Annotated in this window: 20 protein-coding genes; 13 read left to right on the top strand and 7 right to left on the bottom strand. The window is 72.0% G+C overall.

The features are described 5' to 3' along the window. Positions 1–91 precede the first annotated feature (91 nt). From ABME02_RS02610 to ABME02_RS02600, 3 genes are read left to right on the top strand one after another with little or no spacing between them, the layout of a single operon-like run. On the top strand, positions 92–1,234 hold the full coding sequence (locus tag ABME02_RS02610; protein WP_353813714.1) for a 3-oxoacyl-[acyl-carrier-protein] synthase III C-terminal domain-containing protein: 1,143 nt from the start codon (positions 92–94) through the stop codon (positions 1,232–1,234). Next, positions 1,231–1,953 carry an iron-containing redox enzyme family protein gene (locus tag ABME02_RS02605; RefSeq protein WP_353813713.1) on the top strand — a complete coding sequence of 241 codons (723 nt, stop codon included), beginning with the start codon at positions 1,231–1,233 and terminating at the stop codon, positions 1,951–1,953. The genes ABME02_RS02610 and ABME02_RS02605 overlap by 4 nt, the downstream gene beginning before the upstream one ends. A 10-nt stretch (positions 1,954–1,963) precedes the next feature. Then, positions 1,964–2,869: a DUF6999 family protein gene (locus ABME02_RS02600; protein ID WP_353813712.1), complete on the top strand. Its 906-nt coding sequence runs from the start codon at positions 1,964–1,966 to the stop codon at positions 2,867–2,869. A 67-nt stretch (positions 2,870–2,936) separates the two neighbouring features. Here the strand turns inward: ABME02_RS02600 and ABME02_RS02595 are convergent, their stop codons facing one another. The 4 genes from ABME02_RS02595 to ABME02_RS02580 are packed head-to-tail and all read right to left on the bottom strand — an operon-like array spanning position 2,937 to position 5,249. After that, entirely contained in the window at positions 2,937–3,701 is a 765-nt protein-coding gene (locus ABME02_RS02595; RefSeq protein WP_353813711.1) for an ABC transporter permease, read from the bottom strand. Continuing rightward, the gene (locus ABME02_RS02590) at positions 3,698–4,528 is read right to left on the bottom strand and encodes an ABC transporter ATP-binding protein (RefSeq protein ID WP_353813710.1); all 831 of its coding nucleotides are present in this window, start codon (positions 4,526–4,528) and stop codon (positions 3,698–3,700) included. Before ABME02_RS02590 ends, ABME02_RS02595 begins: the two co-directional genes overlap by 4 nt. Continuing rightward, positions 4,525–4,899, bottom strand: coding sequence for a DUF1048 domain-containing protein (locus ABME02_RS02585; RefSeq protein ID WP_353813709.1), 375 nt, complete (start codon positions 4,897–4,899; stop codon positions 4,525–4,527). Before ABME02_RS02585 ends, ABME02_RS02590 begins: the two co-directional genes overlap by 4 nt. Before the next feature lie 2 nt (positions 4,900–4,901). After that, on the bottom strand, positions 4,902–5,249 hold the full coding sequence (locus ABME02_RS02580) for a PadR family transcriptional regulator (RefSeq protein ID WP_154347171.1): 348 nt from the start codon (positions 5,247–5,249) through the stop codon (positions 4,902–4,904). Positions 5,250–5,504: 255 nt separating this feature from the next. On the opposite strand from ABME02_RS02580, the gene ABME02_RS02575 reads away from it, so the two are divergent. The 3 genes from ABME02_RS02575 to ABME02_RS02565 all read left to right on the top strand — a co-directional run bounded on the left by ABME02_RS02575 (position 5,505) and on the right by ABME02_RS02565 (position 8,017). Further along, positions 5,505–6,413, top strand: coding sequence for a lytic transglycosylase domain-containing protein (locus tag ABME02_RS02575; RefSeq protein WP_353813708.1), 909 nt, complete (start codon positions 5,505–5,507; stop codon positions 6,411–6,413). Between the two features lie 29 nt (positions 6,414–6,442). Continuing rightward, positions 6,443–7,189, top strand: coding sequence for a formylglycine-generating enzyme family protein (locus tag ABME02_RS02570; RefSeq protein WP_353813707.1), 747 nt, complete (start codon positions 6,443–6,445; stop codon positions 7,187–7,189). A 114-nt stretch (positions 7,190–7,303) separates the two neighbouring features. Then, entirely contained in the window at positions 7,304–8,017 is a 714-nt protein-coding gene (locus ABME02_RS02565; RefSeq protein WP_353813706.1) for a nuclear transport factor 2 family protein, read from the top strand. A gap of 17 nt (positions 8,018–8,034) precedes the next feature. Here the strand turns inward: ABME02_RS02565 and ABME02_RS02560 are convergent, their stop codons facing one another. Beyond that, positions 8,035–8,205 carry a hypothetical protein gene (locus ABME02_RS02560; protein WP_353813705.1) on the bottom strand — a complete coding sequence of 57 codons (171 nt, stop codon included), beginning with the start codon at positions 8,203–8,205 and terminating at the stop codon, positions 8,035–8,037. A gap of 180 nt (positions 8,206–8,385) precedes the next feature. Further along, positions 8,386–9,366: an oxidoreductase gene (locus ABME02_RS02555; RefSeq protein WP_353813704.1), complete on the bottom strand. Its 981-nt coding sequence runs from the start codon at positions 9,364–9,366 to the stop codon at positions 8,386–8,388. Between the two features lie 46 nt (positions 9,367–9,412). Between ABME02_RS02555 and ABME02_RS02550 the strand changes: the two genes are divergently transcribed. The 5 genes from ABME02_RS02550 to ABME02_RS02530 all read left to right on the top strand — a co-directional run bounded on the left by ABME02_RS02550 (position 9,413) and on the right by ABME02_RS02530 (position 14,116). Next, the gene (locus tag ABME02_RS02550; protein ID WP_353813703.1) at positions 9,413–9,838 is read left to right on the top strand and encodes a MerR family transcriptional regulator; all 426 of its coding nucleotides are present in this window, start codon (positions 9,413–9,415) and stop codon (positions 9,836–9,838) included. 145 nt (positions 9,839–9,983) lie between these two features. Next, positions 9,984–10,739 (top strand): ABC transporter ATP-binding protein, encoded by a 756-nt coding sequence (locus ABME02_RS02545; protein ID WP_353813702.1) that lies wholly within the window; start codon positions 9,984–9,986, stop codon positions 10,737–10,739. Then, entirely contained in the window at positions 10,736–12,037 is a 1,302-nt protein-coding gene (locus tag ABME02_RS02540; RefSeq protein ID WP_353813701.1) for an ABC transporter permease, read from the top strand. Before ABME02_RS02545 ends, ABME02_RS02540 begins: the two co-directional genes overlap by 4 nt. An 85-nt stretch (positions 12,038–12,122) precedes the next feature. Continuing rightward, a complete protein-coding gene (locus ABME02_RS02535; RefSeq protein ID WP_353813700.1) occupies positions 12,123–13,424 on the top strand; it encodes a sensor histidine kinase in 1,302 nt (433 codons plus the stop codon). After that, positions 13,421–14,116 (top strand): response regulator, encoded by a 696-nt coding sequence (locus ABME02_RS02530; RefSeq protein ID WP_353813699.1) that lies wholly within the window; start codon positions 13,421–13,423, stop codon positions 14,114–14,116. Before ABME02_RS02535 ends, ABME02_RS02530 begins: the two co-directional genes overlap by 4 nt. Positions 14,117–14,129: 13 nt before the next feature. Here the strand turns inward: ABME02_RS02530 and ABME02_RS02525 are convergent, their stop codons facing one another. Then, on the bottom strand, positions 14,130–14,489 hold the full coding sequence (locus ABME02_RS02525) for an iron chaperone (protein ID WP_353813698.1): 360 nt from the start codon (positions 14,487–14,489) through the stop codon (positions 14,130–14,132). Positions 14,490–14,740: 251 nt separating this feature from the next. On the opposite strand from ABME02_RS02525, the gene ABME02_RS02520 reads away from it, so the two are divergent. Together ABME02_RS02520 and ABME02_RS02515 are read left to right on the top strand one after the other, a co-directional pair. After that, on the top strand, positions 14,741–15,403 hold the full coding sequence (locus tag ABME02_RS02520; protein WP_353813697.1) for a hypothetical protein: 663 nt from the start codon (positions 14,741–14,743) through the stop codon (positions 15,401–15,403). Beyond that, entirely contained in the window at positions 15,400–16,179 is a 780-nt protein-coding gene (locus tag ABME02_RS02515; RefSeq protein WP_353813696.1) for a PspA/IM30 family protein, read from the top strand. The genes ABME02_RS02520 and ABME02_RS02515 overlap by 4 nt, the downstream gene beginning before the upstream one ends. The last annotated feature ends 10 nt before the right edge of the window (positions 16,180–16,189 follow it).

Raw genomic sequence — 16,189 nt, 5'->3', positions numbered from 1 at the left:
GTCTCCCATCCGCGGCGCATGCGGAATGCATCGCGGATGTCCCGTGGACGGGTGCCACGGCCGTGACACCCCCGTGCCCTACTGTCATCCCATGGGCACGACGGCGTCTGCGTACCTCACCGGCTTCGGCCGGTACCTTCCGGGAGATCCGGTCGACAACGACGGCATCGTGGCGCGCCTCGGGGGCGACGATCCGGTCACCGCCCGGATCCGCGGCATGATCCTCGACCAGAACGGCATCCGGCAGCGGCACTACGCGCTCGACGACGACGGCGAGCCGACCGAGCTGAACGAGGAGCTCGCCGTGAAGGCGCTCCGCGCGGCGCTCGACGACCGCGGCATCCGCGCCGACGACCTCCGCATGCTGGCGACCGCGACGACGATCGGCGACGTGCTCGTGCCGGGCTTCGCGTCGATGGTCCACGGCCGGCTCGGCGGCGGGCCCATGCAGCTGCTGTCGGCGTCGGGCGTATGCGCCTCGAGCCTGCAGGCCCTCGACGCGGCGGTGGGCAAGGTCAAGCTCGGCGAGCATCCGCGCGTCGCGGTCGTCGGGTCCGAGCTCGCGAGCCGCAGCCTCAGGCAGCGCCGGTTCGACGGCATCCGCGCGGGCATGGACTCGCACTTCCTCCGGTGGATGCTCTCCGACGGCGCCGGCGCCGTGGTCGTCGAGTTCCAGCCGCATCCCTCGCGGCCGTCGCTCCGCGTCGACTGGGTGCGCCACGTCTCCCTCGCGCACGAGCACGACGTCTGCATGCGTGCGGGCATGGACGGGCTCGAACCCGAGGTCGGGCGCACCTGGCAGGACGTCGGCATCGGCGACGCCGAGGCATCCGGCATGTTCGTGCTCCGACAGGACGTGAGCGTGCTCGACGACCTCGCGGGCGCGGGGCTCCGCGAGTTCGAGCAGCTCGTCGACATCGGCCTCGTCGACGTGAGCCACCTCGACCACGTCGTCTGCCACTACAGCACGAACGCGTTCCGCGACCTCGCGTTCGACGGGCTCCGCAAGCGCATCCCGACGCTCGACACCGACCGCTGGTTCTCGAACCTCGAGACCTGCGGCAACACCGGCGCCGCCAGCATCTTCATCGCCCTCGAGGAGGCGTGGCGCACCGGCCGGTTCGCGCCCGGCGAGACGATCCTGCTCGCCGTCCCCGAATCGGGGCGCTTCTCGTTCGCCTTCGCCCACCTCACCGTGGTCGCCCCACCCGATCAGCAAGGAGCCCCGACATGACGACCGACATGACGACGTCCGCCGCCGCGACGACGGATGCCTCGGGCGCGGCCTCGCCCGCCGACCCCGCCGCGCTCTCCGACCGCCTCGCCGACGTGTGGGTCGAGCTCGAGGAACGCCTCGACCGGGTGCCGATCCTCCGCGCGCTCGCCGAGGGCACCGTGACGATCGACGACTACCGACGGCTGCTCTACAACCTGCGGCAGCAGGTCGTCGACGGGTCGCCGTGGATCAGCCGCGCGGCCTCCAACTTCGACATCGACCACTTCACGCTCCGCGCCGCGGCGATCAAGCACGCCGAGGAGGAGCACCGCGACTACCTGATGCTCGAGCGCGACTACGTCGCGATCGGCGGATCGCTCGACGAGCTCCGCGCCGGCCGCAAGAACCTCGGCTCCGAGGCGCTCTCGGGCTACATGTTCACCTACGCCGACCGGCCGAACCCCGTCGGGCTCCTCGGCGCGATGTTCATCATCGAGGGACTCGGCGCGAAGCGGGCAGCGGGTTGGGCGGCGCGGTTCCAGGAGGTGCTCGGTCTCGCCGACAACCAGGTGCACTTCATGCAGTACCACCAGGAGGCAGATGGGGCGCACACGGGCGACCTCCAGGCGATCCTCGACTCGGGCATCATCGACGACGCGGCCGCCGACGAGATCGTCCGCTGCGCCGAGGTCGTGGCGCGGCTCTACGCGCTGCAGCTCGAAGAGCTGGACCGCTGACGTGCCGAAGATGCCGAAGGTGCAGGTGCCGAGGGTGCAGGTGCCGAAGATGCAGGTGCCGAGGGTCCCCGAGTACGTCCGCTCCGATCCGAGCATGTGGCAGGCGGTCTACGCCGACCCGTCGGTGCCGCTCGACCGCGCGCTCGTGCGGCAGATCATCAACGACCAGCGGCGCCTGTCGCGGCGGTGGCTCTACCCGATCGCGCGCGTCGTCTCACGGGTGCTCGTCGCGCTCATCTCGATCGTCAAGCGCGTGCTGCCGTTCCGGTGGATGCCGCTGCACACCATGGACGTCCTCTGCGTGTGGTTCCTCCGCCGATTCGTCTCGCCCGATGCCGTCGACCTGCTGATCCGGCACTTCGTCGTCGAGACGAACCTCGTGAACTTCATCATCCGGAACACCCCGGTCGACATGGAACCGGTGACGCTCCGGCCCGAGAAGCTCTCCGGGCTCGGCGACCAGGCCGTCGTCGAGCACGACGTCAACGTCTACGACGTGCTCATCGCCCTCGACGACGTGAAGCTCGCCAAGCCCGAGACGCTCGACTTCTCGCAGCTCGACGTGCCACCGCTCGACGCCGAGCGGGGTCGTCGCCGGCTGCTGCGCCTCGACATCCAGACCGCGCTCTGCGTCATGAACATCCCGTTCTCGATGGCGCTCACCGTCGAGGAGTACCGCCGCGCCGTGCACTCGATCCGCTTCGACGACTCGTTCCTCGAGATCCTCGCGCTCGTCACCGACGACGACACCTTCCGGCACTGGAAGCTCGCGGGCATGAGCCTCTGGATGGACTCCAACGTCGACGTGCCGCGCATGGTCTACCGCCACGCCCTCGTGTGCGAGTACGCGCACGCCCGCCTCGTGAAGCTCGCGGGCGGCGCGTACCCGCGCGACACCGCGACCCCGTTCGACTGAACGGGCGACGACGACGGATGCCCCGGGGCACGCGCCCCGGGACATCCGCTCGCCGTCTCGAGCCGGCCTACGCGGCCTTGCGCCGGTAGATCCGCATGGCGAACGCGAAGGCGACCGCCATGATGCCGACGAGCCACGCGAGCGCGACCCAGATGTCGGTGCCGACGGGCTCGCCCGCGAACAGTGCGCGCGTCGTGTCGACGATCGAGGTCACCGGCTGGTTCTCGGCGAACCAGGCGACGGGCCCCGGCATCGAGTCGGTCGGCACGAACGCCGAGCTGATGAACGGGAGGAAGATCAGCGGGTAGCTGAACGCGCTCGCCCCGTCGACGGTCTTCGCCGAGAGCCCGGCGATCACGGCGATCCACGTGAGTGCGAGCGTGAACAGGATCAGGATGCCGATCACCGCGAGCCACGCGCCGACGGACGCCCCGGTGCGGAAGCCCATGATGAAGGCGACTCCCACGACGATCGCGACCGACACCAGGTTGGCCACGAGCGAGGTGAGCACGTGCCCCCACAGCACGCTCGACCTCGCGATCGGCATCGACTGGAAGCGCTGGAAGATCCCGCCCTGCAGGTCGAGGAACAACCGGTACGCCGTGTAGGCGACCCCCGAGGCGATCGTGATGAGCAGGATGCCGGGGAGCAGGTAGTCGATGTACGACTCCGAGCTGCCGGTCCGGATGGCGCCGCCGAAGACGTAGGTGAACAGCAGCATCAGCGCGATCGGCGTGACCGCCGTGGTGAGGATCGTGTCGGGGCTGCGGACGATGTGGGTGAGCGACCGCGCGGTGAGGACACGGGTGTCGCTCAGGACATGGGTGGTCATCGTGATTCCTTCCCGGGCGCCGGGTCGGGCTCGTCGGCCCGGGCGGGCTCCCCGACGAGGGCGAGGAAGACCTCTTCGAGGCTCGGCTGCTTCTCGACGTACTCGACCTTCGCGGCCGGCAGCAACCGCTTGAGTTCCGCGAGCGTGCCGTTCCGGATGATCGCGCCCTCGTGGAGGATCGCGATCCGGTCGGCGAGATGCTCGGCCTCGTCGAGGTACTGGGTGGTGAGCAGCACGCTCGTGCCGCCGTCGGCCAGGGCGCGGATCGCCTTCCAGACCTCGATGCGCGACTGCGGGTCGAGCCCGGTCGTCGGCTCGTCGAGGAAGATCACGGGCGGGTCGCCGATCAGGCTCATCGCGATGTCGAGGCGGCGCCGCATGCCGCCCGAGTAGGTCGCCGCTCGGCGCCCTCCGGCCTCGGAGAGCGAGAACCTCTCGAGGAGGTCGTCGGCGGTGGCGCCCGGGTCCTCCACGTGGCGGAGCCGCGCGACGAGCACGAGGTTCTCGCGGCCGGTGAGCACCTCGTCGACCGCGGCGAACTGCCCGGTCAGGCTGATCGAGCGTCGCACCTCGGCGGGCGCGGCCCCGACGTCGAACCCCTGCACGGTCGCGGTCCCGGCATCGGCCTTCAGCAGCGTCGAGAGGATGTTCACCAGGGTGGTCTTGCCGGCCCCGTTCGAGCCGAGCAGAGCGACGATGCTGCCCGTGGCGACCTCGAGGTCGACGCCACGGAGCACGTGCACGTCGGCGAAGGACTTCTCGATGCCCTGAATGCGGATCGCCTGCGCTGCCGGCGCCGCGGGTGCGGCGGGCGCTGCGGCGATCATCGCGGTTCCTCCTCGTCGCGCTTGGCGTCGTCGATCGCCCTGGTCAGGCGTGCGCGCTCCTTGTCGATCCACTGCGTTCCGCCGTACGCCTGGGTGAACGTCTCGGCGAATCCGACCGGGTCGTCGCCGACGATGTCGCCGATGGGCGTGCCGTCGATGGCGGCGCGCTCGAACAGGTCGGCGAAGTCGCCGAGCATCGTGACGAGGGTGTCGCCGTCGGTGATGCCGCCGTAGTACATGAAGTACCGCTCGAACGCCTTCGCGGCGCCGGCGTACGGCTCGGGCAGGGCGGCGATGCGCGCCTTGTACTGCCGGTACTGCTTCTTCTGCTCGAGCGAGCCCGTGAGGGCTTCGATCCACTTCGCGGCCATGGTCACTTCTCCTCTTCGTGGAGCGGTTCGATGTCGTGGAGCTGTTCGATGCGTGCTGCGAGGAAGCTCCACGTCCTCCAGAACTCGTCGAGGGAGTCGCGCCCCCGTGCGTTGAGCGAGTACACCTTGCGCGGTGGTCCCTTCTCCGACGGCACCTTCTCGACGTCGACGAGGCCGCGCTGCTCGATGCGTACGAGCAGGGCGTAGATGGTGCCCTCGGCGATGTCGGTGAAGCCCTGTTCGCGCAGCCACGAGGTGATCTCGTAGCCGTAGGCGGGCCGGCCGGACAGGACCGCGAGCACGATGCCCTCGAGCGTGCCCTTCAGCATCTCGGTCGCCTGCTTGCCCATCGGGCCTCCTCGACTAATCAGTGTTGCTGAGTACCGGTACATAGTAACCAAGAGTACCGGTGGATAGCAACACTGAATACCGAACTCCTCGGCGGATGGCTCGTAGCCCGGACGTACGGCACCTTCTCAGGCGGAGCCGCTCGGAGCGCGGGTAGCCTGATCGGACGGGTCGCGGCGCGATGCTCCGGCACACGGCGACGAGGCCGACCCGGCGGGCACGAACTTCGATCCACCGCCCGAACGGAGCTGCGACCGATGACCTGGGACGACGACGAATCCGCCGGCGATCGCCGGCGCGATCCCGATCGGCGTGCGTCCGGGCGCGAGGTCCTCCTGCAGGTCGCGGGCTACCTCGGCCTCGTGACCGCGGTCGTCGTCCTCGTGGTCGGTGCCGTCGTCGCGGTGACCGTCTGGGGCGTCGCGGCGAAGCCGGGCGGATTCGCCGCTCCCTCCGCATCGGGGCGGGGGGCGCCCCTTCCGCCGGTCAGTGCGGCGCCGGCCGACGGCGGCGCCCAGGTCGGCGCCGGGGCGGAGGCGGCCGACGACCCGAACGCGCTGACCGGGTCGGAGGTGGCCCCCCTCGTGGAGCCCGAACCCGAGGCCGAGCCCGAGGTCGAGTCCGACTGGCTGACGTCCGTCGCCTCGGCGACCGGCATCCCGGCCAGGGCCCTGTCCGCATACGCGCTCGCGCACGTCTCGATCGCCGCCGAGGAGCCCACGTGCGGCATCGACTGGACGACGATCGCGGCCATCGGCGCGGTCGAGTCGTCGCACGGGAGCCATGGCGACTCGGTGCTGGGTGCCGACGGGGTCGTCCAGCCCACGATCCTCGGCCCGGCGCTCGACGGCGACGGCGTGGCCGCGATCCACGACACGGACGGCGGCGCCCTCGACGGCGATGCCAGGTGGGATCGCGCGGTGGGGCCGATGCAGTTCATCCCCTCGACGTGGGAGCAGTGGGGCGTCGACGCCAACGGCGACGGCGCGGCCGACCCGAGCCAGATCGACGATGCCGCCTACGCCGCCGCTCGCTACCTGTGCGCGTCCGGCCCGATGACGACCCCGGAGGGATGGCGCGCTGCCGTCTTCTCGTACAACCACCTCGAGTCGTACGTCGACAAGGTCGCGGGCATCGCGAACGGATACGCGGACGCGATCGGGTAGGCCTTCGTCGAACGTGCAAGACTGCCCCGATGACCGCCGACATCGAGCTCGCACGCATCGACGGCGGCACCGTCGCGATGCACGACGCCCGCCGCAGGCTGCGGTGGACCGTCGAGATCGAGCCGTTCGAGATCGGCGTGTACCCGGTCACGCAGGAGCAGTTGGCCGAACTCCTCGGTGAGACGGCGACGCACCCGCGCCGACCCGCGACGGGCGTGAGCTGGCTCCGCGCCATCCGCTTCTGCAACGCCGCGTCGGAGTGGCAGGGGCTCGACCCCGCCTACGCGTTCGACGGCGAGGAGGTGACCTGGCACGTCGACGCCGACGGGTTCCGCCTGCCGACCGAGGCGGAGTGGGAGTTCGCGTGCCGCGCCGGCTCGACGACCCCGCACTACGGCCCGCTCGACGACGTGGCGTGGACGAGCGCCGACGGCGTGACCGCCCCGCAGGACGTCGGCGGCAAGCTGCCGAACCTCAACGGGCTGTTCGACACGCTCGGCAACGTGTGGGAGTGGTGCTGGGACCTTCTGGACCCGGCCCGCTACGACGAGTACCGGGTGTTCCGCGGCGGCGGCTTCGCCGACGACGCCTGGAGCGTCAGGGCGTCGGTGCGCCGCGGGGGAGCGCCGCGCATGCACCACGAGGACGTCGGCTTCCGGGTCGCGCGCGGCGGCTTCGAGGCGACGGATGCCGCGCAGGGCTGGTCGGCGCAGGCCGACATCGAGCGCGCGACGGTCGACGGTCCGCTGCCGCCGGGCTGGACGCCGCGCGGCTGATCCGCATCCGGCGGGGCCGCCCACGCCGCCCTTCCGCTCGCGGTGCGGGGTGCCTACGGTTGGGTGCGCGCCCGGTGCACCGGCGCCGGGTCGAAGTCCGAGGGAGGATCCGCCGTGTCGCCTCAGCAGACTGTGCTCGCCGCCATGTCCGCGCTGTTCGGGCGTCGGGACATCGCGGCGCTCGACGAGTACGTCGCCCCCGGAGCCGAGCTGCGCGCGTTGGTGAGCGGGCTGCCCCCGTCGTACCGCTTCGAGCCCGTGCGGGTGATCGCCGAGGGGGAGTTCGTCGTCGTCCACGGCCTGCACCACGGTCTCGGTCCGGTCCCGCTCGTCGGATTCGACCTCTTCCGCCTCGTCGACGGGCGCATCGTCGAGCACTGGGCCGCGCGCACGCCGGTCGTGGACGAGCCGGTCGGCGGCCGATCGCAGACCGACGGCCCCGTCGAGCCGACCGGCCACGACCGGACCGCCGAGAACCGGGCGCTCGTGGTCGGTTGGATCGATCGGGTGCTCATCGGCGGCGATCGCGCGGTGCGGGCGGAGTACGTCTCGACGGAGCGCTACGCCCAGCACAATCCGGAAGTCGGCGACGGACTCGACGGGCTGGCCGCGGCCGTTGCCGCGTGGGCGGAAACCGGGCGCCGGCTCACGTACGTCGCGAGGCGGCAGGTCGTCGCCGAGGGCGACTTCGTGTTCGCGCGGTGCGAGGGCGACTTCGGCGGGCCGGTGGTGTTCAACGACCTCTGGCGGGTCGAGGGCGGCCGGATCGTCGAGCACTGGGACGTCATCGCCCCGACCCTGCGACCCGTGGACGGCGCCCGGGCCTGAGCCGGGCGCCGATCCGGCTACGGCAGCTGCAGCGAGGTGTCGCCGAGCACGATGGCGGCGACCGACAGGATCGCACCGGCTGCGACGACGAGCGCGGCCATCACGAGCACGAGCGCGGTGCCGAGGAGGGCGGCCTTCGACTCCTCGCGGATCGTCTGCGCGGGCGGGTTCGGGGTGTTCGAGGTCATCGCGGTTCCTTCTTCATGTCGGATCCCCTTCGATTCCGATTCGGAGGAGGGCGCTGAGGTGCTCTCCTCCCGGTTGGAGCACATGCTGCGCGCCCAGTGGCGAGGCCGAAACATACTTTCGGATGAACCGACCCGTGGATCGAGGGTCCGTCGTCGGGCGCGCCGCGGCAGCCCCGGGGATCAGCCCAGCGGGTCCACGCCGGTCGCCGAGACCGAGAGCTCCCACAGCCGCTCGGCCGACGGCACGTCGATCGCCCACTCCTTGACGCCGCCCGTCCGGAGGTCCGCGTGATCCGGGGGCACGACGCCCTTGAGGGAGCAGTCCTCGCAGTACACGCCGCCGCGCGACTCGAGCTCGGGCGCGGTCGCGGCCCACAGGCCGGTCGACGCACCCTCGGCCGGGGTCTTGAAGAGCGGATTCGGGTTGCCCTCCTCGTCGATCCACTGGCGGGCCACCAGCTCCTCGCGCGGCATGTGGCGCTGGAGGTCGGTCATGATGCCGCCGGGGTGGGCCGAGTAGGCGTGGATGCCGCGGGAGCCGCCGCGCGCGTCGAGCCCGACGGCGAAGAGGGCGTTGGCGGTCTTGGACTGGCCGTACGCGATCCACGGGTCGTACGGGGTCGTCTCGAAGTCGATGTCCTCGAACCTGACGGGGGAGCGGTAGTGCGCCGTCGATGAGTACGAGACGATGCGCGCGCCGTCGGCGAGCAGGTCGGCGACGCCGCCGACCAGGGCGAAGTGGCCGAGGTGATTCGTGCCGAACTGCCACTCCCAGCCCTGCGGCGTCTGCTGGTGGGGCGACGCCATGACGCCGGCCACGTTGATCACGAGGTCGATGGGGTGGCCGTCGTCCCGAACGGAGGCGGTGAGCGTCGCGACCGAGTCGAGATCGCCGAGGTCCATGGTGCGCACCTCGACGCCGTCGAGATCGGCCAGGGCAGCGGATGCCGCGTCTGGACGCCGAGCGGGGACCAGCACCGAGACCCCGGCAGCGGACAGCGCCTTCACGGTTTCGAGCCCGAGCCCCGAGTACCCGCCGGTGACGATCGCGCGCTTCCCTGCGAGGTCGTGCCCGGCGATCACCTCGGCGGCAGTGGTCCGATAGCCGAACCCGGCATCGAGCGCGTGCTGGCGGGCGATCATGTCCTGTGTGGTGACCATGTCCCGAGGCTAGGATCTCGAGTGCACTCGAAGTCAAGGAGGGGCGATGGCCATCGACGCGACGACCGCGGAGCGCACCTACAGCATCGGCGAGCTCGCCGACCGCACCGGGATGACGGTCCACACGCTTCGGTGGTACGAATCGCAGGGGCTCTTCCCGGCCGACGTGCCGCGCACCGCCACCGGCCGTCGCGTCTACGGCGAGGACGCCGTGCGCTGGCTGCGACTCCTCGCGCGGCTCCGGGAGTCCGGCATGCCGATCTCCGACATCGCGGCGTACTCCGATCTCGTCCGCGCCGGGCGCGGGAACGAGGGCGAGCGGGTCGCACTGATGGAGGCGCATGCGCGTTCGCTCGACGAGCAGATCGAGCAGCTGATCGCCGCGCGCGAGGTGATCCGCGCGAAGGTCTCCGACTACCGGCGCATGCTCGCGGAGCGGGGGATCGAACTGCCACCCGGCGAGCCCGCCTGACCAGGGCGGCGCGTGCCGCCGCCGGCGCGTACTGCGATCGCGGTACCCGAAGATCGGGCGATCGGAGGACGCGCCATCCGCTCGCACCGCGTTGACTCGAAGCACGGTCGCCGCACTCGGCGATCGCCCCGCCGAGAGGAGCACGATGTCCACCCCAGTCCTGCGTGTCGAGGGCCTCCACCGGGCCTACGGCCGCGGTCCGACCCGCTTCGAGGCGCTCAAGGGCGTCGACGTCGAGGTGCGCGCCGGCGAGTCGCTCGCGATCGTCGGCAAGTCCGGTTCGGGCAAGTCGACCCTGATGCACCTGCTCGCGCTGCTCGATCGTCCGACCTCCGGGAGCGTCGAGCTCAACGGCGTTCCGGCCGACCGCCTCCGCGGCCGCGAGCTCAACCGGGTGCGGAACCAGACCTTCGGGTTCGTGTTCCAGCAGTTCTTCCTCACCCCGAGCGCCACGGTGCTCGAGAACGTCATCCTCCCGCTGAAGATCGCGGGCGTCGGGCGGGGCGAGCGCAAGCGCCGCGGGATGGCCGTGCTCGAGCAGCTCGGCCTCGCCGACAAGGCCAAGAACAAGGCGATCGACCTCTCGGGCGGGCAGAAGCAGCGCGTGGTCATCGCCCGCGCACTCGTCAACGACCCGCAGGTGATCTTCGCCGACGAGCCGACCGGCAACCTCGACACGACGACCGGCGCCGCCGTCGAAGACCTCCTGTTCGGACTGAACCGCGAGCGCGGGATCACGCTCGTGGTCGTCACGCACGACGAGGAGCTCGCTTCGCGCTGCGACCGCCGGATCACCGTGCGCGACGGCCGGATCGAGGCATCCGCCACCGCGCCGACCGCCGCCGCGACCGCCTCCGCGACCGGCGAACCCGGTCGCCCGTCCGAGGAGGTGGCCGCATGACCCCCGCCGACGTCGTCGGCTCGGCCGTCGCGAACACCTTCCGGTCGAAGACCCGCACCATCCTCACCGTGCTCGCGATCTTCATCGGCGCGTTCACGCTCACCATCACGACCGGGCTCGGCACCGGGATCAACCGCTACATCGACCAGACCGTCGCCGAGATCGGCGCCGAGGACGTCATGACGGTCGCGCACCAGGCAGAGGAGACGACGGACGACGGCCCGCGCGAGTACGACCCGGACGCCGTCACGGCCTCCGGGCTCGGCGCCGACGGACCGGGCGGCGGCCGGAGCATCGACCCGATCACCGACGACGACCTCGCGACGATCGCGGCCATCGACGGCGTCGAGGCCGTCGAACCGCTCAAGCAGGTGTCGGTCGACTACGTCCAGCACGACGACGGCACCCGCTACGAGGTCTCGGTGGGGTCGTTCATCCCGGGCATGGAGCTCGTGCTCGCCTCGGGCGAGCAGCCCGACGCCGACGCGGCCGCAGCCCAGGTCGCGATCCCCGTCGACTTCGTCGAGCCGCTCGGGTTCGACTCGCAGGCCGACGCGCTCGGCAGCGAGGTCGCGTTCGGCGTCGCGGATGCCACCGGCGTCGAGCACGTCGTCATGGCCGAGGTCGTCGGCGTCTCCGAGGCCGGCCTCATCGGCAGCGGGAACAGCGTCTCGCCCAACACCGCGCTCACCGACGAGCTCTACGCCGCGCAGGCGACGGGCGCGATCGGGCAGACCGACCTCTACGGATCGGCGGTCGTCACGTTCGACCCCGAACTCGGCGAGACGCCGACGCAGGCGCTGAAGGACGACCTCGACGAGGCCGGGTTCACCGCGACCACGGTCGAGGACCAGATCGGCGCCTTCCAGTCGGTCATCGACGGCATCGTGCTCGTGCTCAACGCCTTCGCGGTCATCGCGCTCCTCGCCGCTGGCTTCGGCATCGTGAACACCCTCCTGATGTCGGTGCAGGAGCGCACCCGCGAGATCGGCCTGATGAAGGCGATGGGCATGGGCTCGGGCCGGGTGTTCGGGCTGTTCAGCACCGAGGCCACCTTCATCGGCTTCCTCGGCTCCGCCGTCGGCGTCGTGCTGGGAATGGTCGCCGGGACGGCAGTCGGCGACGCGCTCGCGACCACGATGTTCGCCGATCTCCCGGGCCTCACGCTCATCGCGTTCGACCCGATCTCGGTCGCATCGATCATCGTGCTGGTGATGGCGATCGCCTTCCTCGCCGGCACGATCCCGGCCGGGCGCGCCGCCCGGCAGGACCCCATCGAGTCGCTCCGGTACGAGTAGGAGACGGCGCGATGGATGAGCGGATGGGTCGGGCATGGGGGTGCCCGGCCCATCCGCGACGACGCGGATGCGCGAGGATCGAGGCATGAGCGACGGCGTCAGCGGGCTCGGCGCATCCCACCGGGTGGCAGCGCACCGGACCTTGCCCGCCTGGGCGTGGGACGTCGTCGTCGTGGTCGTCGCGATCGCGTCGGCGTGCGCGCCCTACCGCGGCCCCACGCCCGCGTTCCTCGCGGTCGAGTCGCCGGTCGCCTTCGCGCTCGCGCTCGCGCAGGCGCCCGTGCTCCTGCTGCGCCGCCGTGTCCCGATCGTCACGTACGGCGTGGTCTGGGCGCTCATGGCCGCCGGCACGCTGATCGTCGGAAGCGCACTGCCGTTCGTGGTGCCCGCCGCCATCGCGGCCTACGTCCTCGCGACACGGTCGCCGCGGCGCACCGTCCTCGTCGTCGTGGTCGCCTCGATCGTCCTCCTCATCGGCGTCGAACTCGTCGCGGGCGCGGGCGCCGGATTCGATCCGCGGCTGATCCCCGTGCCGGCGCTCCTCGCGTTCGCCGCCGCGGCGGGGGATGCCACGCGCTCGCGCCGTGCGTACGTGGCCGCGCTCGCCGAGCGCGCCGAGCGGGCGGAGGCCACCCGCGAATCGGAGGCCCGGCGTCGGGTCGCGGAGGAGCGGCTGCGGATCGCGCGCGACCTGCACGACGCCGTCGCCCACCAGATCGCCGTCATCAACCTGCAGTCGAGCGTCGCCGAGCGCGCGATCGCCGAGGGTCGCGAGCCCGACCTCCGACGTGCGCGCGATTCCGTCGCGACGGCGGCGCGGGCCGCACGCGAGGTGCTCGGCGAGATCGGCGACCTGCTCTCCACGCTTCGCACCGACTCCGACGACGCGACGCCCTCGGCCCCGGCGGCCGGCCTCGCCGACCTGGACCGGCTGGTCGACGACTTCGCCTCCGCCGGCCTCCGCGCGACCGTCCGCCTCGAGGTCGCCGATGACGCGGGCGACGTGCCTCCGACCGTCGACCGCGCAGCGTACCTCGTGGTCCGCGAGGCGCTCACGAACGCGAGCAAGCACGGTTCCGACGGGCGCGCCCACGTGCTCGTCGAGCGAGGCGCGTCGAAGCTCGCGATCTCCGTGACGAACGCCGCGTCGCGCGACGCGGCGCGGGTCGCGGCCGGGCCTGACCCCGGCCGCACCGAGCGCGCGTCGAGCGGCCACGGACTGCTCGGCCTCCGCGAGCGGGTCGCCGCCGTCAGGGGCACACTCGCGACGGGCGAGGACGACGGCGTCTTCCGCCTGCGCGCCGAACTCCCCGTGGGGCCACGTGGGGCGGTCGGGCAGGCGGATGCCCCGGGGCCGGATGCTCCGCCATCGGAGGCCCGAGGATGACCGCCCGGATCCTCGTCGTCGACGACCAGCCGCTCATCCGCCAGGCGGTGGCCGCGCTGCTCGGCGTCGAGCCGACCCTCGAGGTCGTCGGCGAGGCCGCCGACGGGAACGAGGCGCTCGCCCTCGTCCGCGAACTCCGACCCGACGTCGTGCTCATGGACATCCGGATGCCCGGACTCGACGGGATCGAGGCGACGCGCCGGATCGGCGCGGACCCGGACCTCTCCGACGTGCGGGTGCTCATCCTCACCACGTTCGAGGAGGACGAGAACGTCGTGCGTGCGCTGCACGCCGGGGCGTCGGGCTTCATCGGCAAGGGCACCGACCCCGACGCGCTCGTCGAGGCCGTGCACACGGTGCACGCGGGGGAGTCGCTGCTCTCGCCATCCGCGACCCGCGTGCTCATCGAGCGGTACGTGCGGCCCGGCCCGGTGCCGGCCCCGGCTGCGACGTCGGCGCTCGGCGCCGCGCTCGCGTCGCTCACCGACCGGGAGCACGAGGTGCTCGTGCTCGTCGCCGGCGGCCTGTCGAACGACGACCTCGCCGAGCGGTTGGTGATCTCCCGTCACACCGCGAAGACGCACGTGAACCGGGTGATGGCCAAGCTCGGCGCCCACGACCGCGCGCAGCTCGTGATCGCGGCCTACGAAGCGGGGCTCGTCAGGCCGGGAGGCGGCGTGGGCGGGGACTGAGCGCGCCGAACGGTCAGTCCGCGGACGCCCCGCGCATCGCGACGATCGCCGCCGCGATGCGGCCGACGAGTTCGACGGGCAGCTCGGCGCTGTGCGGGAGGTTCACCGAGTCCTTGCCCGTGCGGAGCGGAGCGACCTCCGACTCGAGCGGTTCGGGCAGCGTCGGCACGGGGTAGAGCCCGATGTGGTGCTTCCAGCCGGCGAAGTGCAGCGCGTACCGGCCGCCGAGCATGACGGCGGCGATGCCGTACCGCATCTTCTCCTCCGCCGGGGGTGGGACCTCGGCGACGATCGCGGCGCGCACGCGCCTCAGGCGGTCGGCGACCTCGTCGGGGAAGGAGGCGACGTACTCGTCCACCGTCTGGGCTGTCATGCGGTCATGCTCGCACCGCTCGGCGCGCAACGCGAGCACTCCGGAAGCCCCACGTCCTGCGCGCGCCCTGCGAATTCGCACGCCCCCCTGCCGTTTCCGGCCGACCTGGCGTAGATTGCGATATATCGCGTCAAGACACGTTATATCGCGTCGTCGGCGCGACGACCGCAGCGACGACGCGACGGGGAGGGGCGGCGCATGGATTCGGATGGGCGCGGAGGGTTCCGCGCGAGCCGGCGGGGGAGCCGGACATGACCGGGCTCGAGGTGGTGCTGGCGGCGCTCGGTGTCATCGTGCTCCTCGGGATCGCGAGCTTCGTGGCGGTCGTGCTCATCGTGCGGCACGTCTACCGCCGCATCCGCTACAGCCGCCGGGTCGACGGCGCGCTCATGCGCGGGCGGGCCAGGGTGAGCCGCGGCCCGCAGCGCACCATCCTCGACCTCCGGGTGCGGCTCGACGACGCGCTCGCGAGCGGCCAGGCGGCGGTCGACCTCGCCGCGACCGGCCCCGGTCCGCGCGGCGAGCTCCCGGGCATCTTCCGGCGCATCCGCGAGGAAGGCGTGTCGCTCGATGCGCAGCTGCGCCTGATGGAGAGCGAGATCGACCGGTCGGTGCTGACCTCGGAGCTTCCGGCCGCCGAGGAACGGGTCGGCCAGGTCGAGGCGCTCGTCCGACGCATCCGCTCGGCCGTGGCATCCGCCCTCGCCGGGTCGAGCGACGACGGCCTCACGGGCCTCCGCGCCGACGTCGACCGCGAGGTCGCCGCGCTCCGCGCGGGCGTCGAGGAGCTCCACGCGCTGAGCCTCCGCGACATCGCGGCCGACCCGACCCTGCGGCCCACCACCTCGACGGTCCGCGACCCCGCGACCGTGCACGACAGCTCACCCGTTCGAGACAAGGGGAACCGACCATGAGCGACAACACCTCCCGCATGCGCACCATCTTCCGGAGCAAGACCACCAAGGCCCTCGACCGGATCGAGGACCCGCGCGACACCCTCGACGACAGCTACGACCAGCAGGTCAAGCTGCTGCACGAGGTGCGGCGCGCGGTCGCCGAGGTCGCGACCGCGAAGAAGCGCATCGAACTGCAGGGCCAGGAGATGGGCGGGCGCTACCAGCGGCTGGGCGTACAGGCCCGCGACGCGCTGACGCAGGGCCACGAGGACCTCGCGCGCGCCGCGCTCGAGCGTCGCGCGCTGCTCGAGGGAGAGGTCGCGAAGCTGCAGGCGCAGTACACCTCGCTCGAGAAGCAGGCATCGCAGCTCCAGGAGCGCGAGCGCCGGCTCACCGACCAGATCGCCGCGTTCCGGGTCGAGAAGGAGACCATCAAGGCCACCTACACCGCGTCGGCCGCGCAGGTCCGCGCGAACGAGGCGGTCGCGGGGCTCAGCGCCAACATCGACGACATCGGCACGAGCCTCGATCGCGCGCGCGACCGCGTCGCGCAGATGCAGGCCCGCGCCGCGGCGACCGACGAGCTGCTCTCGAGCGGCGTCCTGAAGGACCTCACCGCGGCGCCCGACGCCGACATCGAGCGGCAGCTCGCGGCGATCACGGCGCAGGCCGAGATCGACCGGCAGATGCAGTCGATGCGGGATGCCGCGGGCCCGGGCTCGGCGGCCGCGGCTGACCGCGTGGATCAGGGACCCGACGGCTGGCTGAGCATCGGGCAGGGTCCGACCGGCTGAGGGGCCGCTC

Origin of the sequence: Agromyces zhanjiangensis, from assembly GCF_040496055.1 — a bacterium.
In the GTDB taxonomy this organism is placed as follows: domain Bacteria; phylum Actinomycetota; class Actinomycetes; order Actinomycetales; family Microbacteriaceae; genus Agromyces; species Agromyces zhanjiangensis.
The sequence above is the reverse complement of the archived record's forward strand: the minus strand, read 5'-3'. Positions and strand labels throughout refer to the sequence as shown.